Raw genomic sequence first — 18,574 nt, forward strand, 5'->3', positions numbered from 1 at the left:
CGGGCTGGCCTTAATTACCATCGCGTTTGCACTGCCCTCCGGGCGCTTACAACAAGGAGCACAACATGGTCCAGCCATCCAGACGCATATTGATTCAGGGCGCCGCCGCCGCCGTCGGTGCGGCCGCCTTTGCCCCGCATCTTTTGGCCCAACCCAAGCCGGTGCGCGTGGGTTACGCCATCGCGCGCACCGGTCCGTGGACGGGCGGCGCGCAGGTCAGCCAGGAGCCCAACTATTTGCTGTGGGCCGAGCAGCAGAACGCCGCAGGCGGCATCGATGTCAAGGGCACCAAACGCCCGATCGAGCTGATCAGCTCGGACGACCGCAGCGACATCGAGACCTGCGTGCGCTCATACGAGAAGCTGATGGGCAGCGACAAGGTCGATCTGATCCTGCCGCCCTGGGGCTCAAACGCCAACTTTGCCGTGGCCCCGCTGGCCAACCGCATGGGCTATCCGCTGCTGGCGCCGACCGCCCTGTCCAGGCGGCTGGCCGAGATGAAGCTGCCGTATTTCTTCCTGCTGCTGCAGCAGCCCGCGCCGATGACGAACGCACTGGTGGATATGCTCAAGGCCAACGGGGTGCGCAGTGTGGCGGTGATTTACGTCGATGACTTGTTTGGCCTGGAGAACTATGCCGCGCTGAAGGTGGCGCTGCAGGGCACGAACATCAGCATGGTGGAGGACAAGAGCTATCCGGCCGGGGTCAAGGACCTGTCGCCGGTGCTGCGCAGCATCCGCGACAAGAACCCCGATGCCTTCATCGGCTTCACCTACCCGCCCGACACCATTTTGGCGAGCAAGCAGGCCAAGGAGGTCGGCTTTAACCCGAAGTTCTTCTACGCCTCGGTCGGCACCGCCTTTCAGCTCTACAAAAATGTGATGACGCCCGCCGGGGCCGAGGGCGTGCTGGGCATGGGGTCGTGGAACAGCAAGACCAGCCCCGGTGCACGTGCCTACTTTGACGCCCACACCAAGAAATTTGCCGGCAAGGAGCCCGACCGCTGGGCCAGCGGCGCCTGCTGGGCCAGCCTGGAGATCCTGACGGCTGGCGTGGCCAAAACCGGTCTGGACCGCAAGGCGCTGCGTGACTACGTGGCCAACACCACGCACAAGACCATCCTGGGTGACATCAAGTTCACCGGCAGCGAAAACACCGCCACGCCGGGCACGGTGAGTCAGTGGCAAAACGGCGAGTTCGAGGTGGTGTGGCCCGAGAAGATTGCCACCGCCAAACTCAACGCGGCCAAGCCGGCCTGGAAGTAAGCCTGGCTAATTAGTCCTCTGTGGGCGGGCGTCACGGCCCGCCGTTTTATCCGTCTCTGCCTGCCCCGGCCATCGCTGGCGCGGGCGGCTCATGTACCTCATCATGTCAACTACTGCCTGGCTCGAACTGATCGCCTCTGGTTTGATTGCCGGGGGTATTTATGCGCTTGTGGCGCTGGGGCTCAATCTTCAGTACGGCCTGATGCGCATCCTGAACATTGCGCACGGCGAGTTTTTGATGCTGGGCGCCTACCTGACCTGGATGGCGCAGACCTCACTCGGTGTCTCGCCGCTGTTGATGGTGCCGGTGTCCTTTGCGGTGCTGATGGCGCTGGGTGTGGTGATTCACAAGCTGTGTTTCCGGCGGCTCACCATCACCTCGCCGAATCTGGACATCTTCGAGGCGCGCGGCTTGATGGTGGCGTTTGGCCTGATGTTTCTGGTGCAGAACTTCGCCTCCTGGATGTGGGGCGGCGAGCTGCGCGGCTACGACTATCTGGCCGAGCCGGTGAAGTTTGGCGCCGCGCAGTTTGCTGGCAACAAGCTGCTGGTGTTCGGCCTGGCGTTGTTGTTTAGCGGGGCCCTGATTGTGCTGTTGCGCTACACGCTCTTGGGCAAGGGCGTGCGTGCGCTGATGCAGTCGCCGACCGGCGCGCAGCTGGTGGGCATTGACACCCAGCGACTGCACCCGCTGATGTTCGGCATCGGCCTGGGCCTGTCGGGTGTGGCGGGCTGCCTGCTGTCGATGGCCTACACCATCAGCCCCAGCATGGGCGAGCCCTACACCATCACGGCGCTGATCGTCATCACCCTGGGCGGTTTTGGCAGCATGAGCGGCGCCCTGCTGGGAGGCCTGTTGCTGGGCGTGATCGAGGCGCTGGGTATGCACTTAACCAACCCGTCGCTCAAGGCCTTGTTGTCCTACAGCGTGTTTATTGCGGTGCTGCTGCTGCGGCCCCGCGGATTGTTTGCCAAATGAGCGCTTCAAGACAAATTCTGGTCAGGGATCTGCTGGTGCTACTGGCCTTTGTCGGCTGGGCGCTGGCGCTGCCGCACTACGGCAGCGAGTTTGTGGTGTCCATGGCGCTGACCTGCCTGATGTACGTGGCCCTGTCGTCGAGCTGGGGGCTGTTTTGCGGCAGCACGCGCTATCTGTCGCTGGCCACCTCGGCTTTCTTTGGCATTGGCGCCTACACCAGCGCGCTGGTGCTGGGCGAGTTGTCGTGGGTGCAGGCGATCTTGCTGGGTGCCGCGCTGGCGGCGCTGGTGGCCGTCATCATGGGGGCGGCAGTGTTGCACCTGCGCGGCACCTACTTTGCGGTGCTGACCTTCGGCATGACCGAGTTGATTCTGCATGCGGTGACTTACTTCGAGAAAAAGGTGACCGGCACGGTAGGCCGGGTGCTGACCGTGATTCCAGATCGCGACACGATCTACCTGACCGTGCTGGCGCTGGCGGTGCTGGCGGTGGGTGTGTCGATCATCGTGCGGCGCAGTCGCTTCGGTCTGGCGCTGATGGGCATAGGCGCCGATGAGCAGCGCGCCCAGACATTGGGCGTGAACACGCGTCTGATCAAGATTGCCGGTTTTGCGCTGACGGCGGCGTTTGCCGGTGCCGTGGGCGCAGCCATGGCGGTGCGCTGGACCTACATCGACCCGCACACGGTGTTCAACCCCTTCATCGGTTTTCAGACCGTGCTGATTGCCCTGATCGGTGGCGCCACCACGCTGTGGGGGCCACTGATTGCCGCCATTGTGTTCAGCGTGCTGGCCGAGTCGCTGCGCCTGCAGTTTCCGCAGATCTACATGATGTCGCTGGGCCTGTTGCTGATCCTGAGCGTGCTCTACCTGCCGGGCGGACTGGCCTCGCTGCGCTGGACCACCTTCAGCGGCTGGTGGCGTGACAGCCGCGGTTGGCTGCGCCGCTTGAAAGACCGGGAGCGCAAGAATGGCTGAGCTCCTGTTAGAGGCGCGTGACATCACGGTGCGCTTCGGCGGCCTGACCGCCGTGGACGCGGTCAACGCCACGTTTCGCGCGGGTGAACTGGTGGGCATCATCGGCCCCAACGGCGCGGGCAAGACCACGTTTTTCAACGCGATTTCGGGCGTGCAGATGCCGACCTCGGGTCAGCTGCTGGTGGCAGGGCGTAACCTGAGCGGCCAGGCGCCGCACCACTACGCGGCGGCCGGCATTGCGCGCACCTTCCAGACGCCGCGCGTGTTTGCCGACATGCCAGTGGCCGCCAACATCGACTTCGGCCTGAAGTTCGCGGGCCGCCACCGAAAGGGCGCGTGGCAGCTGCGTGACGAGGCGAGCATTCTTGAACTGATTGGGCTGGAGGCGCAGGCAGACTTGCCGGCCGGTGCCATCACCCCGTCGCAGCAGCGCGCGCTGGAAATCGGCATGGCGCTGGCCACGCGCCCGCGCCTGCTGCTGCTCGACGAGGTGGCGGCCGGCCTGACCGAGGCCGAGATCGAGAACATGGCGCTGCTGATACGCCGCATGCGTGACGAGCTTGGCCTGACAGTGGTGTGGATAGAACACGCGGTGACGACGCTTCTGCGCCATGTCGAGCGTGTGATCGTGCTGCACCAGGGCCGCGTGATTGCCGACGGCACGCCGGCCGAGGTGGTGCGTAATGCCGAAGTGATTGAAGCCTATCTGGGTGATGAGATGGTGGAAACGCCAGGGGTGTCGGCATGATGTGGTACGCCCCGTCCTTTGTGCTCGGCGCGTCAAGCCATGCCCATCTGAAGGTCCAGGGCCTGAGCGCAGGTTATGGCGCCTTCCTGGTGCTGCGTGATGTGACGCTGGAAATCAAACCCGGCCTGACCGTCATCCTGGGCCCGAACGGTGCCGGCAAGACCACCTTGCTCAAAGCCCTGTCGGGTCTGATTCCGCGCGGAGGCGAGATCCTGCTGGACGATCAGAAGCTGCCGCGCAAAACCAGCGAGATCGTGCAGCGCGGCATGTCCCTGGTGCCCGAGGGCCGGCAGTTGTTTCCGCAGATGACGGTGACTGAAAACCTCGAACTCGGCGGGTGGCTGGTCGGCAAGGCCGAACGCGCGCGGCGACTGGAGCAGGCCTTCAATGACTTTCCCAAGCTGCGCGAACGCGCGCAACAACTGGCCGGCACCATGAGCGGCGGCGAGCAGCAGATGGTGGCGGTGGCCCGCGCCATGATGAGTGCGCCGCGCCTGCTGATGCTCGACGAGCCTTCGCTGGGCCTGGCGCCGCGCATGGTCGATGAGCTGCTGGCGATCACGCGCCGCATTGCCGACGCCGGCACCACCGTGCTGATGGTCGAGCAGAACGTCAAGAAGGCGCTGGCTGTGGCCGACCGTGGCTACGTGCTGGAGCGCGGCACGCTGGTGGCCAGCGGACCCGCTGCACTGCTGGCGCGTTCGACGGTGATTCGCGAGGCCTACCTGGGGGCGGGCGCTGCCGTGCCAGCCGCCAAACCTGTTTGAAATTTCCCCTGACTATTTTTTGGAGAACCCTATGTCTGACATGTCCATGCTGATCAACGGCCTGAAGGTCACCGCCGAAAAAGGCGCAACGTTCGAGCGCCGCAACCCGCTCGACGGCAGCGTGGCGACACGCGCGCCGGCCGCTTCTGTAGCGGATGCCCGCATGGCCGCCGATGCCGCGGCCGAGGCTTTCAAAAGCTGGAGCCAGACCGGCCCCAGTGCGCGCCGTGCGCTGCTGCTGAAGGCCGCCGATGCGCTGGAGGCCAGGACGCCGCAGTTCATCGAAGCCGTGGCGGCGGAGACCGGTGCGTCGGGCATGTGGGCCGGCTTCAACGTGATGCTGGCCGCCGGCACGATCCGCGAGGCGGCCTCGCTGACCACGCAGATCAGCGGGGAGGTGATTCCGTCGGACGTGCCCGGTAGCCTGGCCATGGGCGTGCGCCAGCCGGCCGGCGTGGTGCTGGGGATTGCGCCCTGGAACGCGCCCATCATCCTCGGCGTGCGCGCCATCGCCACGCCGCTGGCCTGCGGCAACACGGTGATCTTCAAGGGCTCCGAGAACTGCCCGCGCACGCACCGGCTCATCGTCGAGGCCTTTGAAGACGCCGGTTTCCCGCCGGGCGTAGTCAACTACATCACCAACGCACCGGCCGATGCCGGCGCCGTGGTCGAAGCCATTGTGGCGCATCCGGCGGTGCGGCGCGTCAACTTCACCGGCTCCACCAAAGTCGGCAAGATCATTGCCATGACCTGCGCAAAATACCTCAAGCCCGCGCTGCTGGAGCTTGGCGGCAAGGCGCCGCTGGTGATTCTGGACGACGCCAACATTGACGACGCCGTCAACGCCGCCGCCTTCGGCAGCTTTGCCAACAGCGGGCAGATTTGCATGTCTACCGAACGCATCATCGTGGACCAGAAAGTGGCTGATGCTTTTGTGAAAAAGTTTGCAGCCAAGGCGAGCGCGCTGCCGGTGGGTGATCCGCGCAAGCCCGAGCCGGTGGTGCTGGGCTCGGTCATCGGCATGGGCGCGGTCGAACATTGCAATGCGCTGATCGACGACGCGCTGGCCAAGGGTGCGAAGCTGGTCTGCGGCGGCAAGGCCGAGAACACGCTGATGCCCGCGACGGTGCTGGATCACGTGACACCGGCCATGCGCATCTACCATGAGGAAGTATTTGGCCCGGTCAAGGGGGTTGTGCGTGTCAGTGGTGTCGAGGAAGCCGTGGCCTGCGCCAACGACAACGAATACGGCCTGTCCGCCGCAGTGTTTGGCGGCGACATCGCGCGCGCCTTTGGCGTGGCGCAGCGCATCGACTCCGGCATTTGCCACGTCAACGGACCGACGGTGCACGACGAGGCGCAGATGCCGTTTGGCGGTGTCAAGGGCAGTGGCATCGGGCGCTTTGGTGGCAAAGCGGGGGTGGCGGAGTTCACCGAGTTGCGCTGGGTGACGATACAGACGGCGCCGCGGCATTACCCGTTCTGAGCCAGTCATTCGGACCTGATCCGGGATCCACGTTTGCAGACCACTACCGTTCGGGCTGAGCTTGGCCTGTCCTGAGCTTGTCGAAGGGTCGAAGCCTTCTTTGCCTCCAGTGTTTGTGGTTCGCCAACAAGCCGGGGGTTGCCCGGCGGCAACTCACTTTCTTTTTGCGTCGCCAAAAAGAAAGTAAGCAAAGAAAAAGGCGACCCTGCTGTCTGCGTCCCTCCGCTTCGCTACGGGCAGCCTGCGGTGCTCGGTCCAGTCGGGGTCGAGCTCGAACTCGCCTGCGGCTCAGACAATCGCTCGCCCTGGTCCGTCTGGACCTCCGCCCCTCGGCGCATACAGAAGGGTGGGGTAAGAAACCAATGCGGGGACAAATCCGGAGCCCTTGAAGCGCGCAGCGCTTCAAGGGCGGGAATCCCAATGAACGGTCATGTTTGCACGCGAGCGCAGCGCACGCGGCCGCATGGAGTCCCCCTCCATCGCCCAGCGGGGCGAGGGAGTAGGGGTGGGAGTGGGAGTAGGGAGTTGCGCCTACTGTCCAGAACAAACCACAGACGCAGCGTGATGCAATGTTTTGTGGAGATCTTGCAAATCACCCTCCATCTGCAACTATCACGAATCCAGCAACCCGTCCCGCACAAGCCAATTGAACTGCGCCCACACTGCAGGCTGCTTCCAACAACTTCACTACCAGCGGACCTCCCATGCCCACCCTCTTCGAACCCACCCACGCCGGCGACCTGAAACTTGCCAACCGCATCGTCATGGCGCCGCTCACGCGCAACCGCTCGCCCAAGGCCATTCCGCCCGACATTGCGCAGACCTACTATGCCCAGCGCGCCAGTGCCGGCCTGCTGATCACCGAGGCCACCGCCATCAGCCACCAGGGCCAGGGATATTCGGACGTTCCGGGGCTTTACGGCACCGAGCAGCTCGACAGCTGGAAAAAGGTGACGCAGGCCGTGCACGGCAGAGGCGGCAAGATCGTGGTGCAGCTCTGGCATGTCGGCCGCGTTTCGCACAACGACCTGCAGCCCGATGGCGGCAAGCCGGTGGCGCCCTCGGCCGTCACCGCCAAGACCAAAACTGTGCTGATCAAGGATGGCGTGCCGGCCTTTGTGGACACCTCCGAGCCGCGCGCGCTCGACGCCGTTGAGCTACCCGGCATCGTTCATGCCTACCAGGCGGCTGCGCGTAATGCGGTAGAGACGGCCGGTTTTGACGGCGTTGAAATCCATGGCGCCAACGGTTACCTGCTGGACCAGTTCCTGAAAGACGGCAGCAACCAGCGTACCGACGACTACGGCGGCAGCATCGAAAACCGCGCCCGTCTGCTGCTGGAGGCCACACGCGCCGTCGCCGATGCCATCGGCGGCGGCAAGACTGGCATCCGCCTGTCACCCGTCACGCCGGCGAATGACGCGAAAGACTCGGATCCGCAGCCGCTGTTCGACTACGTGATCAAGCAACTGGCCACGCTGAACCTGGCCTATATCCACATCATTGAAGGCGCCACTGGCGGACCGCGGGTGATCGATGACCGGCCGTTTGACTACGCCGCACTGAAAGCCGCCTATCGATCGGCTGGCGGCAAGGGTGCATGGATGGTCAACAACGGTTATGACAAGGCGCTGGCCGAAAAAGCCGTGGCCGACGGTGCCGACCTGGTCGCCTTCGGACGCCCCTACATTGCCAACCCGGACCTGGTCGAACGCCTGAAAGCCAACGCGCCGTTCAACACGCCCGACAAAACCACTTTCTACGGCGGCCGGGAAAAAGGGTATACCGACTACCCTATGCTATCGAATTAATAGCTACTGGCCCTTATTCCACAAGGGTTGAGCGGCATTTTTGGCATGATCCGGCCGATAAACATCAGGCCACGCCGACCCCGATGGGGGCCGGCGTGGTCAACACAATGCGGGTGAACAGCCGGTCGTAACACGGGTCGCGTGCGCCAGCGGCGAGCGGATCGCGGTTGGCCTGGAAGGCAACATCCAGCTCGGCCCAGTCACCCACGCTCAGGGCTTTCTGCGCGGCGGGCAGCAACTGGGCTTCCTCCGTCTGCATGTGTTCCAGATAAAAGCTCACATAGGCCCGGGCCGCCCCGGTGAAGGCCTCGCGCCGCGATTCACCGATCAGCTCCCACGCCAGCAGCAGGTGCTGCAGTTCACGCGCCCGGCCTTCGCCCAGCATGTGGTCTGACTCCAGTCGGCGTATCACCGGCATCAACTCCGGCGCGGCGCGCGCCAGCCGCGGAAACAGCAGGTTGGACTCCTTGGGGTGATGCAGGCGCTCGGGAAACTCGTCGATATAAAACAACATGGCGCGCAACACGTCGAAGAATCGCTCCGGCTCGTCGCCAGGACCTCGCTCCATCATCATGACCAGTGAACGCAGCACTGCGGCCACAGCGGCGTGTTCGTCGCGAATAATTTGAAGGGCGGAATGTAACATCGGCCCAGCTTGGCACAGCGGTCCAGGCCGGGTTTTGATCCAGCTCAATCCCGCTTCAATTGCCAGCGCTTGAGCAGCAACGCATTCGAGATCACGCTGACGCTGGACAGCGCCATCGCCGCGCCGGCCACCACCGGGCTCAGGTAGCCCAGCGCGGCCAGCGGGATACCGGCCACGTTGTAGGCAAAGGCCCAGAACAGGTTCTGCCGGATCTTTATCACGGTGCGGTGCGAGATGTCGAGCGCACCGGCCACCAGCGCCAAGTCGCCCCGCATCAGCGTGATACCCGCCGCGTGCATGGCCACATCGGTGCCGGTGCCCATGGCCATGCCGACGTCGGCTGCGGCCAGTGCTGGGGCATCGTTGACGCCATCGCCCACCATGACCACCGTATGGCCACCGGCCTTCAATTTAGCCACTTTCGTGGCCTTGTCACCGGGCAACACTTCGGCCAACACTTCATCGGCGCCCAGGCCCAGGCGCGCGCCCATAGCCAGCGCCGCGCCCTGGTTGTCGCCCGAGATCATCACCACACGAATGCCCCGCGCGCGCAGCGCCGCCAGCGCCTGCTTCGCTTCCGGCTTGGGTTCGTCAGCAAAGGCCATCAGGGCCCGGGGCCTCAGGCCCGCAGTCGTGCGCTCCACCAGCAGCGCCAATGTCGCGCCTTCGCCCTGCAGCCGCTGCGCCTGCGGCGCCAGCGCGCCGAGATCCACCCCCAACTCGTCCATCCAGCGCAGGCTGCCGATCAGGTAGCTACGCACGCCGACCTCACCTTCGCTGCCGCGGCCCGGCACGGCACGCAGGCCGTCGGGCTGAGCCACCGTCATGCCGCGCTCCTGCGCGGCGGCCACCACCGCACGCGCCAGCGGGTGTTCGCTGCCACTTTGCAGGCTGGCGGCCACGGCCAGTTGTGCAGCTTCGTCGGCATCGGCATCGGCCGCGGCCGCGAGAGCCCCCTCGGGGGGCAGCGACTCACGCGCAGCGGGGGAGCGTGGGGGCACGATGAATGCAACCAGTTTCGGCCGCCCCACCGTCAGCGTGCCGGTCTTGTCAAACGCCACCGTGTCCACCTTGTGCGCCAGCTCCAGCGCCTGCGCGTCCTTTATCAGAATGCCGTTTTTTGCCGCCACCCCGGTTCCCGCCATGATGGCCGCCGGTGTGGCCAGGCCCAGCGCGCAGGGGCAGGCAATCACCAGCACCGCCACTGCGTGAATCAGCGCCGTCTCCACCCCTGCACCCACGAAAAGCCAGCCCAGCACGGTGGCCAGCGCAATCACCAGCACCACCGGCACAAACACCGCTGAGACCTGATCGACCAGGCGCTGGATCGGTGCTTTCGCCGCCTGCGCGTCTTCCACCAGGCGGATGATGTGCGCCAGCACACTTTCACTGCCCACTGCACTCACCTTGAGCACCACACGCCCGTCGCCGTTGATGCTGCCGCCGGTCAGCCGGTCGCCAGGTTGTTTGGTTACGGGCAGCGGCTCGCCGGTCAGCATGGACTCGTCCACCTGGGTCTGCCCTTCCTGCAGCAGGCCATCCATCGGTATGCGCTCGCCAGGACGCACCACCACCCGGTCGCCCAGCAGCACCTCGGCCACCGGCAGGTCGGTTTCCTCGCCCGTGCCCTGCAGCACGTGGGCTACCTCGGGCCGCAAGGCATGCAGCGCGCGTATCGCCGCAGTGGTCTGGCGCTTGGCGCGCGCCTCCAGCCACTTGCCCAGCAGCACCAGCGTCACCACCACGGCCGAGGCCTCGAAGTAAAGATGCACCATCGTGTCGGCCTCGGCGCTGAGCCACAGCCACATCGACAGGCCCCAGCCGGCGCTGGTGCCAATGGCCACCAGCAGGTCCATGTTGCCGGTCAAGGCCTTGAGCGCATGCCAGCCCGCTTTGTAAAACCGCGCGCCCAGAATGAACTGCACCGGCGTCGCCAGCAGGAACTGCTGCCAGGCCGGCAGCATCCAGTGTTTACCCAGCAGATCGCCCAGCATGGGCACCACCAGCGGCGCCGACAGCAGCAGCCCGATGGCGACCGGGGCAAAGCCGGCCCAGGGCGACAGGTCTTCGGGTAACTCCTCTTTCGCAACCCTCGGCTCATAGCCGGCATTGCGCACCGCACGGCGTATCTGCGCGTCCATCTGCGGCGAAGGTGCGTAGCTCACACGCGCCGACTCGGTCGCCAGGTTTACCGTGGCGTCTTGCACGCCCGGCACTTTTTTCAGGGCTTTTTCGACGCGCGACACACACGACGCGCAGGTCATGCCGCCGACGCCGAGGTCCAGGGTGAGGGGGGAGGTGGTGGAAGTAGTCATGAGGTGGATGATCAACCTTGCCATGATGGCAAGGTCAAGCTTTGGTACAGATCAACCCCACATCGTTCAGGGCTTTGCCACGAAGCGGCTTGACCTTACCATCATGGCAAGGTTCAAGCTTCAGGCTTCTTCCACTTTCATATCAGAGGACAACACCATGAACCAGACCTTCAACGTACAAGGCATGACCTGCGGCCATTGCGAACGCGCGGTGACCCAGGCCGTCAAGACCCTGGACCCACAGGCGACCGTCAGCATTGACCGCGCGGCCGGCAAGGTGGCGGTGGACTCTACCCAGCCCCGCGAGGCCATTGCCGCAGCCATTGCCGAAGAAGGCTACACAGTCGCCCCATGAGCGGGGCCATGAACATCGGCGAAGCGGCGCGGCTGTCGGGCGTGTCGGCCAAGATGGTGCGCCACTACGAGTCGCTGGGGTTGCTGCCGCAAGTACACCGCAGCGACAGCGGTTACCGCCAGTACACGGAAGCCGAGGTCCACACCCTACGCTTCATCAAACGCGCGCGCGATCTCGGGTTTTCCATGGCGGAGATCGCCGAACTGGTCAGCCTCTGGCAAAACCGACGTCGCGCCAGCCAGAACGTGCGGCGCATCGCGCAGAAACACGCCGACGAGCTGGGTGAGCGCATTGCCGCGATGCAGGCGATGCAGCACACCTTGGCCCATCTGGTGCACTGTTGTCAGGGCAACGAGCGGCCGGAATGCCCAATTCTGGATGATCTGGCGGGTGCAAGCTCTGCGAGATAACTTGACCGCTGGGGCAGACCGCACATAGGGCCCCTCCGGCATGCCGCATCAGCGTCGCTCATCACCGTCCCTGCGACAAAATCTTTACTCATTTCTCACGTTCCGGTCATGGCGGCCTTACATGTGCCGCGCAAAGTTGCCTTCAAGCTCACGCCATCCCGGCAATAGCCCGGTCTTCACCGAAAGGACGCCCTTATGACTTGCATGTTCAAACCCCTGAAATCCGTCAATACATTGATTCTGGCCGGCATCATGGCTACTACCGGCCTGGCCGCCACGGCACAAACCGTTGCGCCGCCCGCTGCAGCAGCACACGCAGCACCCACCCAAGCCGGTGGTCACCACAGCCGTCACATGGAGCGCCACGACCCCGCCAAGATGCAGGAACACAGGGCCAAACGCCAAGCCGAACTCAAGGCCAAGCTGGCCATCTCCCCCGCCCAGGAGGCTGCTTGGTCGGCCTGGACCGCCGCGCTGCAGCCGCAGGTGCGCAACGGAGCCCAGCGCCCCGACCACGCTGCCATGCGCGCCGAGCTCGAGAAGCTGCCGACACCGCAACGCATCGACAGGATGAACGCACTGCGCACCCAGCGCATGAGCGAGATGAATACAGCCATGGCCAAACGCGGCGACGCGACCAAGACCTTTTACGCCGCGCTGAACGTCGACCAGCAAAAGGTCTTTGACAGCCAGCGTATGGATCGCGGCGGCAAGGGCCATGGCGGTCGGCACCACAAGAGCTAGACGCTTCGCCCCGCCACACCAGCAACCCCCAGACCAGCCTGCCCCCCGTCCCTGCCGGACAGGGGGCAGGCTTTTTTATGTCCGCCGGAAACGCACCTGACCAAGATGCTCGGGGCAAGAAGATCACATTCTGGCCTCGTCGCCAGCATCAGCCTTTGCATGATTGACGTCACAAACGCAAGGCCATGCGCAGCTCTGGCCGCCCCATAATTTCGTTAATGGATCGGTCCTGAAAAAACAAAAGCGCCCTTCTCTTGCGAGAAGGGCGCTTGATCCCTGAGCATGACGAATCACGCTCGCGGGGAAAGCCTCACCAGATGATTATTTGGCGTTGACTGTGGAAGAGGCGCCGCCAGCTTCCTTGCTGGTCGCGATATCCGGCGTCGTAGTCTTGCCAGCAGCTCTGCGCTCTGCATTACGTGCCCTGCGTTCTTCACGGGTCATTTTGGCAGTCTTCTTGGCGGTGGCTGTATCTGCCTTCACTTCAGCGCGGGTAGTGTGGCTCGTGCCGGGCGTGCTGGGAACACTGGCTTCGCTGCGTGACTGCGCGTTCTGGGTGGGCGAACCGGCAGGAGCGTTGGGTGTATTGATCGATGCCTTCACATCCGCGCGGGTGGTGCCGGAGGGAGCGCTGGGCGTGCTGGGCACACCGGCTTCGCTGCGAGCACGCGCGTCCTGCGTGGGCGAGCCAGGCTGCGAATTGGGTGCATTGATGCCGGCCTTCACTTCAGCACGGGTTTTAGCATCGCCAGAAGCAGACATCGCAGGCGTGGTTTGTGCCATGGCAAAACCAGAGGTCGCCAGCAATGCGGCGAGGACGAGAGAGATGTTGGACTTGTTCATTTGAATGACCTTTTGATGAATTAATGAGAGAAGAATCGAAAAAGTGACAAGAGCATTTTGATCAGCCTCACCCCAAATGGGCAGCGGAGCCGAAGCTTGGGTCAGGCGCCTGCAGGTTGCTCTTGTAATTGCAGTCACGCGAACTCGCGCAACGTGCAACCGTGCAGGCTACTGATTTTGCTCATTTTGAAGGTGCGTTGATCACAGCGGCATTGCTACCCTGAGCGCTCGCCGACCCGCCTGCGCTAGTGCTGCCATTGGGCAGGGCATTCTGGATGCGACGGTCCGCGCGGCGGGCCACGCCATCAACCGAATTTTTGGCCCGGTACCCTGCTTTGGTGGTTGCGTTGGTGCCACGCTTGACGGCGCTACCTACACGATCACCGGTGCGTGCAACCGCGCCTCTGACGCCAGGGTCGCTTGCCTGTACACCGGCACGCGTATTGGTGTCAGCATTCACGGCAGCGCCTTGCTTGTCGGCGGAATTGGTCACGCCGCCTGCGGCGTTGGCACGCACGTCCGCGCCAATGTTGGTGTTGGGTCCGGTGCGTACACCGTCCTGCGCAAATGCAGCGCCTGCCAGGGCGGCGCCCAAAAGAGCGGCGGCTGAAATGGCACGAATGGAAAACTTGTTCATTGCTGATTCCTAGAAAACTCACGCAGGACAGAGCGGGTCGTGGCCTCATGAGCGGGTTGCGTAATCTGCCTGAACCCGAGGGTGCCGGCAAACAGCCAAAACCGTAAATGGGTTTTAGTTAACTTGAATTTAGCGTAGGCTCGATGCGTCTCCTGCCGGAAAGCCTCTCCGCAGTGCGTAGGACATCAACCTTTACAGACGGTTCACACAACCCGCCGTGAAGCCGGCTGCGCGGCAAATGAGCTTGCTGTCCTACAGTTTTCCGGACCACGGCCGCGTGACAATATCACTTTGCCCATTCCGTCCGCCCATGCTCCCTACCGAATCCCTCATCCAGGTCAGCGCGCCCGTGATCGAGCCCAACGCGCCGGGTGCAGACGCCGACGTTCTGGCTGAAACCCGCGAAGCCATCGCCACCGCAGCGCTGAGTTTTTCGATCAAGGTGCTGACGGTCAATATTCACAAGGGTTTCACCTTCTTCAACCGCAAGTTCATCCTGCATGAACTGCGCGAAGCGGTGCGCACCGTGGGCGCCGACGTGGTCTTCCTGCAGGAAGTCACCGGAACCCACGCGCGCCACGAAAACAAGGTGGCCAACTACCCGGCGACGCCGCATTACGAATTCCTCGCCGACAGCATCTGGCCGCAGTTCGCCTATGGCCGCAACGCGGTCTATACCAACGGGCACCACGGCAACGCCGTGCTGTCGAAGTTTCCCATCGTTAGCTTCGAAAACCGCGACGTGTCCATCAGCGGGCCGGAGCGGCGCGGCCTGCTGCACTGCGTGCTGCAGATTCCGGGTCGCGAGACCACGGTGCATGCCATCTGTGTGCATCTGGGTCTGGCGGAATCGCATCGCCTCAAGCAGCTGCACATGCTGTGCGACATGGTGCACAAGGACATCGCGCCCAGCGCACCGGTGATTGTTGCTGGCGATTTCAACGACTGGCGGCTGCGCGCCCATGACGTCCTCAAGCAGGGCGCCGGCATGCATGAGGTGTTTGTGCAGGCCACCGGCAAGGCGGCACGCACTTTTCCCGCTCGCTTTCCGGTGTTGCGGCTGGACCGCATCTATGTGCGCAATGCCATCGGCCATGCGCCCGTTGTGCTGCCGCCCAAGCCCTGGTCACATCTGTCGGACCACGCGCCGCTGGCGGCTGAAATCGAGATTTGATCCTTCAGGATTTCGTCGATGCGCAGTCGCTGGGTGCCAGGCAACAAGTTCACACTGCTGGAAAACGGCGAGGCCTTTTTCCCGCGTGTCTTTGAATGTATCGCCGCTGCTGAAAAGCAGGTGATGCTGGAGACCTTCATTCTGTTCGAAGACAAGGTCGGCAAGGCGCTGCATGCGGCCCTGCTCACCGCCGCCCGGCGCGGCGTGCAGGTGGACATCACCATCGACGGCTACGGCTCGCCTGATTTGTCGCCCGGCTTCATCTCGGCGCTGACCTCTGCCGGCGTGCGTGTGCATGTGTTTGACCCGAGCCCGCGCCTGTGGGGCTACCGCACCAACCTGTTTCGCCGCATGCACCGCAAGATCGTCGTGATTGACAGCAAACGCGCCTTTGTCGGTGGCATCAATTATTCGGCCGACCACCTGTCCGACTTCGGGCCAGAGGCCAAGCAGGACTATGCGGTCGAGATTGAAGGCCCGCTGGTCACCGTCATCGAGGAGTTTGTTGCCGAGCAACTGCAGCTCGGCCAGCAGCAGCCGGTCGGGCCGCTCAAGCGACTGCTCAGGCGCAAAACCGCTGCCGCAGCGCAAAGCACACTGCCAGCCGCTGGGCATGCCGACGCCATGCTGGTCACTCGCGACAACCGCAAGCACCGGAACGACATTGAGCGCCATTACCGCATCGCCATTCGCGGCGCGCGCCAGCGCATCATCATCGCCAACGCCTACTTCTTTCCCGGCTACCGACTGCTGCGCCAGTTGCGCAAGGCGGCCAGGCGCGGGGTGGATGTGCGGCTGATCCTGCAGGGCGAGCCCGACATGCCCATCGTCAAGATTGCCGCAAGCATGCTTTACCACCACCTGCTGGGGGCCGGCGTCAAGATTTACGAATACAGCGAACGCCCGCTGCATGGCAAGGTTGCACTGACCGACAACGAATGGTCCACCGTCGGCTCCAGCAACCTTGATCCCCTGAGCCTGGCGCTCAATCTCGAGGCCAACGTCATCATCAAGGACCGCGACTTCAACCAGCGTCTGGCCGAAAACCTTGAAGAACTGATGCGGGCGAGCTGCCACCAGGTTCAGACCGCTGACCTGCCCGAGTCACCCATCTGGGTCAAGCTGCGCAGCTTTTTTGTGTTTCACCTGTTACGCCGCTACCCGGCCTGGTTTGGCTGGCTGCCGGCGCATATGCCGCGCCTGACCCCGGCGGAGAAACTGCTTGGCGAGCCCGCGGGGCTCGACCACGTCAACGAAGGCCAGGCCTCATGACAAGCGCAACGGCCACCGGCATCACCAGCAAGCCTTTGTGGCCCTGGCTCAAGCGAGCTGCCACGGTGGTGTTTTTCGCTCTGGTGGCTTGGCTGCTGATCGGACAGGGCCGCGCCATCGACTGGCCCGAAGTGTTTGCAACGCTGCGTGCCTACCCGACGGCGCTGCTGTTGGGTGCTGTGGCGCTGTCAGCCCTGAGCTTCTGTCTGTACAGCTGCTTTGATCTGCTGGGCCGGCATTACACCGGCCACACTCTGCGCACGTCCACGGTGATGCTGGTGACTTTCATCAGTTATGTCTTCAACCTGAATCTTGGTTCACTGGTGGGCGGCGTCGCCTTTCGTTACCGCCTGTATTCACGCCTGAAGCTCGACACCCCGACCATCACGCGGGTGCTGACCCTGAGCATGCTGACCAACTGGACCGGCTACCTGCTGCTGGGCGGCCTGGTCTTCGCCTTTGCCACGCCCGACCTGCCGCCGGGCTGGAAGATGGGCAGCGGCGGCCTGCAAATCCTCGGTGTTGTGCTGCTGGCCGGCTCGGCGGCCTACCTGCTGCTGTGCGCGGTGTCGCGCCAGCGCAGCTTTTCCCTGCGCGGCCACGTCCTGGAGCTGCCCACCGGCCGGCTGGCGCTGCTGCAGGTGGCCATGGGCGCCGCCAACTGGCTGATCATGAGCGGCCTGATGTTCTTGCTGCTGCAGCACAAGGTGGCTTTTCCCACCGTCGCCGGCGTGCTGCTGGTGGCAGCCGTCGCCGGTGTGGTCGCCCACGTGCCTGCTGGCCTGGGCGTGCTCGAGGCGGTGTTTGTGGCGCTGCTGTCGCACCAGATTCCCACCCATCAGTTGCTGGCGGCCCTGGTGGCGTATCGAATCATTTATTACCTGATGCCGCTGGTGATTGCGACCGTGGCCTACCTGGTGACCGAGGTCCGGGCCAAATCGCTGGCTGGCACCGCCGGGCAAACCACGCCCCCCTGATTTTCTGCCCCGGCGCCCGGAGTTGGGTGCCAATTTGGCCTGCAGCCCTTATCCTGTAAGCGCGTTTAGCTATTAAGTTTATAGCAATCATAGCCCGCTTGCCGACAGGGAAAAGCTGTGAATAATTACAGTTAAATCCGAATTCCCTGTATATTCTTCCAGTGTCTTTCCCCACTACCCAGCGCAAGCTCGCAATCCTGGCTGACGCCGCCAAATACGACGCCTCCTGCGCGTCCAGCGGCAGCACGAGCCGCAACTCGGTGGGCGGAAAGGGCATTGGCTCGACCGAAGGCTCCGGCATTTGCCACAGCTATGCACCCGACGGTCGCTGCATCTCGCTGCTGAAAATACTCTTCACCAACTTCTGCACTTATGACTGCGTCTACTGCGTCAACCGCGTCAGCAGCAACGTGCCACGTGCGCGCTTCTCGGTGGACGAGGTGGTGCAGCTCACGCTGGACTTTTACCGCCGCAACTGCATTGAGGGCCTGTTCCTGTCCTCCGGCATCATCCAGAGCCCCGACTACACCATGGAGCGCGTGGTCGAGGTTGCACGCGTGCTGCGCGAAGAGCATGACTTTCGCGGCTACATCCACCTCAAGACCATTCCCGACGCCTCGCCCGAGCTGCTGGCGCGCGCCGGCCTGTATGCGGACCGCCTGAGCATCAACGTCGAGCTGCCGACGGTGCAGGGCTTGCAGGCGCTGGCCCCCGAAAAAGACAGCGCTGCCATCAAGCGCTCCATGGCGCGCATGCGGGTGCACATCGACGACGCGCGTGGCGCCGCCAGCGACGACGCACGCACCAGCGTGATCTCGCTGCCGCGCTCACTCAAGGCTGGCCGCAGCAGCGCGCCGCGTTTTGCACCGGCCGGCCAGAGCACGCAGATGATCGTCGGCGCCGACGCCACCTGCGACAGCACCATCCTGCAGGCCAGCGCCACGCTGTACGGCGCCTACCACTTGCGGCGGGTCTATTACTCGGCCTTCAGCCCCATCCCTGACGCCTCGCTGAGCCTGCCGCTGCGCCAGCCCCCGTTGATCCGCGAACACCGGCTCTACCAGGCCGACTGGCTGATGCGTTTTTACGGTTTTGCGCATGACGAAATCATTCCGGCCGGGACGGGCAACGCGGGCGGGATGCTTGCCCTCGACATGGTGCCCATACT

At 63.9% G+C, this 18,574-nt stretch carries 18 protein-coding genes; 14 read left to right on the forward strand and 4 right to left on the reverse strand.

Annotated elements, in window-relative coordinates:
* Positions 1–65 precede the first annotated feature (65 nt).
* The 7 genes from H0W47_RS10035 (at position 66) to H0W47_RS10065 (ending at position 8,033) form a co-directional block, all read left to right on the forward strand.
* The gene (locus H0W47_RS10035; RefSeq protein ID WP_296923851.1) at positions 66–1,265 is read left to right on the forward strand and encodes an amino acid ABC transporter substrate-binding protein; all 1,200 of its coding nucleotides are present in this window, start codon (positions 66–68) and stop codon (positions 1,263–1,265) included.
* A 103-nt stretch (positions 1,266–1,368) separates the two neighbouring features.
* Positions 1,369–2,244, forward strand: a complete 876-nt coding sequence (locus tag H0W47_RS10040) for a branched-chain amino acid ABC transporter permease (RefSeq protein WP_296923853.1) — start codon at positions 1,369–1,371, stop codon at positions 2,242–2,244.
* Positions 2,241–3,221, forward strand: a complete 981-nt coding sequence (locus H0W47_RS10045) for a branched-chain amino acid ABC transporter permease (protein WP_296923855.1) — start codon at positions 2,241–2,243, stop codon at positions 3,219–3,221. The genes H0W47_RS10040 and H0W47_RS10045 overlap by 4 nt, the downstream gene beginning before the upstream one ends.
* On the forward strand, positions 3,214–3,969 hold the full coding sequence (locus H0W47_RS10050) for an ABC transporter ATP-binding protein (RefSeq protein WP_296923857.1): 756 nt from the start codon (positions 3,214–3,216) through the stop codon (positions 3,967–3,969). Before H0W47_RS10045 ends, H0W47_RS10050 begins: the two co-directional genes overlap by 8 nt.
* Positions 3,966–4,736 (forward strand): ABC transporter ATP-binding protein, encoded by a 771-nt coding sequence (locus H0W47_RS10055; protein ID WP_296923859.1) that lies wholly within the window; start codon positions 3,966–3,968, stop codon positions 4,734–4,736. The genes H0W47_RS10050 and H0W47_RS10055 overlap by 4 nt, the downstream gene beginning before the upstream one ends.
* Before the next feature lie 31 nt (positions 4,737–4,767).
* Positions 4,768–6,222: an aldehyde dehydrogenase gene (locus tag H0W47_RS10060; protein ID WP_296923861.1), complete on the forward strand. Its 1,455-nt coding sequence runs from the start codon at positions 4,768–4,770 to the stop codon at positions 6,220–6,222.
* Positions 6,223–6,926: 704 nt separating this feature from the next.
* A complete protein-coding gene (locus H0W47_RS10065) occupies positions 6,927–8,033 on the forward strand; it encodes an alkene reductase (RefSeq protein ID WP_296923863.1) in 1,107 nt (368 codons plus the stop codon).
* Between the two features lie 64 nt (positions 8,034–8,097).
* On the opposite strand, the gene H0W47_RS10070 is transcribed toward H0W47_RS10065, so the two are convergent.
* Both H0W47_RS10070 and H0W47_RS10075 read right to left on the reverse strand, forming a co-directional pair.
* Entirely contained in the window at positions 8,098–8,679 is a 582-nt protein-coding gene (locus H0W47_RS10070) for a hemerythrin domain-containing protein (RefSeq protein ID WP_296923865.1), read from the reverse strand.
* Positions 8,680–8,723: 44 nt separating this feature from the next.
* The gene (locus H0W47_RS10075; RefSeq protein WP_296923867.1) at positions 8,724–10,994 is read right to left on the reverse strand and encodes a cation-translocating P-type ATPase; all 2,271 of its coding nucleotides are present in this window, start codon (positions 10,992–10,994) and stop codon (positions 8,724–8,726) included.
* A gap of 157 nt (positions 10,995–11,151) precedes the next feature.
* On the opposite strand from H0W47_RS10075, the gene H0W47_RS10080 reads away from it, so the two are divergent.
* The 3 genes from H0W47_RS10080 (at position 11,152) to H0W47_RS10090 (ending at position 12,503) form a co-directional block, all read left to right on the forward strand.
* Positions 11,152–11,349: a heavy-metal-associated domain-containing protein gene (locus H0W47_RS10080; RefSeq protein ID WP_296923868.1), complete on the forward strand. Its 198-nt coding sequence runs from the start codon at positions 11,152–11,154 to the stop codon at positions 11,347–11,349.
* Positions 11,346–11,759 (forward strand): Cu(I)-responsive transcriptional regulator, encoded by a 414-nt coding sequence (cueR, locus tag H0W47_RS10085; protein ID WP_296923870.1) that lies wholly within the window; start codon positions 11,346–11,348, stop codon positions 11,757–11,759. The genes H0W47_RS10080 and cueR overlap by 4 nt, the downstream gene beginning before the upstream one ends.
* 204 nt (positions 11,760–11,963) lie before the next feature.
* A complete protein-coding gene (locus H0W47_RS10090) occupies positions 11,964–12,503 on the forward strand; it encodes a Spy/CpxP family protein refolding chaperone (protein WP_296923872.1) in 540 nt (179 codons plus the stop codon).
* Between the two features lie 321 nt (positions 12,504–12,824).
* Here H0W47_RS10090 and H0W47_RS10095 read toward each other — a convergent pair whose 3' ends face one another.
* Together H0W47_RS10095 and H0W47_RS10100 are read right to left on the reverse strand one after the other, a co-directional pair.
* The gene (locus H0W47_RS10095) at positions 12,825–13,346 is read right to left on the reverse strand and encodes a hypothetical protein (protein WP_296923874.1); all 522 of its coding nucleotides are present in this window, start codon (positions 13,344–13,346) and stop codon (positions 12,825–12,827) included.
* Between the two features lie 181 nt (positions 13,347–13,527).
* The gene (locus H0W47_RS10100; RefSeq protein ID WP_296923877.1) at positions 13,528–13,983 is read right to left on the reverse strand and encodes a hypothetical protein; all 456 of its coding nucleotides are present in this window, start codon (positions 13,981–13,983) and stop codon (positions 13,528–13,530) included.
* 310 nt (positions 13,984–14,293) lie between these two features.
* Between H0W47_RS10100 and H0W47_RS10105 the strand changes: the two genes are divergently transcribed.
* From H0W47_RS10105 to H0W47_RS10120, 4 genes are all read left to right on the forward strand, one after another.
* Positions 14,294–15,157 (forward strand): endonuclease/exonuclease/phosphatase family protein, encoded by an 864-nt coding sequence (locus H0W47_RS10105; protein WP_296923879.1) that lies wholly within the window; start codon positions 14,294–14,296, stop codon positions 15,155–15,157.
* Positions 15,158–15,175: 18 nt separating this feature from the next.
* On the forward strand, positions 15,176–16,429 hold the full coding sequence (gene clsB / locus H0W47_RS10110; protein WP_296923881.1) for a cardiolipin synthase ClsB: 1,254 nt from the start codon (positions 15,176–15,178) through the stop codon (positions 16,427–16,429).
* Complete coding sequence (locus H0W47_RS10115; RefSeq protein WP_296923883.1) at positions 16,426–17,406, forward strand: lysylphosphatidylglycerol synthase domain-containing protein; 981 nt, start codon at positions 16,426–16,428, stop codon at positions 17,404–17,406. The genes clsB and H0W47_RS10115 overlap by 4 nt, the downstream gene beginning before the upstream one ends.
* A gap of 161 nt (positions 17,407–17,567) precedes the next feature.
* On the forward strand, positions 17,568–18,574 hold a 1,007-nt coding region (locus H0W47_RS10120; protein WP_296923885.1), incomplete at its 3' end, for a putative DNA modification/repair radical SAM protein.

The organism is Polaromonas sp. (genome assembly GCF_013817205.1).
Classification (GTDB): Bacteria; Pseudomonadota; Gammaproteobacteria; order Burkholderiales; family Burkholderiaceae_C; genus Polaromonas.

Coding starts and splice junctions, on each gene's coding strand:
- H0W47_RS10035 (WP_296923851.1), top strand. CDS start 66: ATGGTCCAGCCATCCAGACGCATATTGATTCAGGGCGCCGCCGCCGCC.
- H0W47_RS10040 (WP_296923853.1), top strand. CDS start 1,369: ATGTCAACTACTGCCTGGCTCGAACTGATCGCCTCTGGTTTGATTGCC.
- H0W47_RS10045 (WP_296923855.1), top strand. CDS start 2,241: ATGAGCGCTTCAAGACAAATTCTGGTCAGGGATCTGCTGGTGCTACTG.
- H0W47_RS10050 (WP_296923857.1), top strand. CDS start 3,214: ATGGCTGAGCTCCTGTTAGAGGCGCGTGACATCACGGTGCGCTTCGGC.
- H0W47_RS10055 (WP_296923859.1), top strand. CDS start 3,966: ATGATGTGGTACGCCCCGTCCTTTGTGCTCGGCGCGTCAAGCCATGCC.
- H0W47_RS10060 (WP_296923861.1), top strand. CDS start 4,768: ATGTCTGACATGTCCATGCTGATCAACGGCCTGAAGGTCACCGCCGAA.
- H0W47_RS10065 (WP_296923863.1), top strand. CDS start 6,927: ATGCCCACCCTCTTCGAACCCACCCACGCCGGCGACCTGAAACTTGCC.
- H0W47_RS10070 (WP_296923865.1), bottom strand. CDS start 8,679: ATGTTACATTCCGCCCTTCAAATTATTCGCGACGAACACGCCGCTGTG.
- H0W47_RS10075 (WP_296923867.1), bottom strand. CDS start 10,994: ATGACTACTTCCACCACCTCCCCCCTCACCCTGGACCTCGGCGTCGGC.
- H0W47_RS10080 (WP_296923868.1), top strand. CDS start 11,152: ATGAACCAGACCTTCAACGTACAAGGCATGACCTGCGGCCATTGCGAA.
- cueR (WP_296923870.1), top strand. CDS start 11,346: ATGAGCGGGGCCATGAACATCGGCGAAGCGGCGCGGCTGTCGGGCGTG.
- H0W47_RS10090 (WP_296923872.1), top strand. CDS start 11,964: ATGTTCAAACCCCTGAAATCCGTCAATACATTGATTCTGGCCGGCATC.
- H0W47_RS10095 (WP_296923874.1), bottom strand. CDS start 13,346: ATGAACAAGTCCAACATCTCTCTCGTCCTCGCCGCATTGCTGGCGACC.
- H0W47_RS10100 (WP_296923877.1), bottom strand. CDS start 13,983: ATGAACAAGTTTTCCATTCGTGCCATTTCAGCCGCCGCTCTTTTGGGC.
- H0W47_RS10105 (WP_296923879.1), top strand. CDS start 14,294: ATGCTCCCTACCGAATCCCTCATCCAGGTCAGCGCGCCCGTGATCGAG.
- clsB (WP_296923881.1), top strand. CDS start 15,176: ATGCGCAGTCGCTGGGTGCCAGGCAACAAGTTCACACTGCTGGAAAAC.
- H0W47_RS10115 (WP_296923883.1), top strand. CDS start 16,426: ATGACAAGCGCAACGGCCACCGGCATCACCAGCAAGCCTTTGTGGCCC.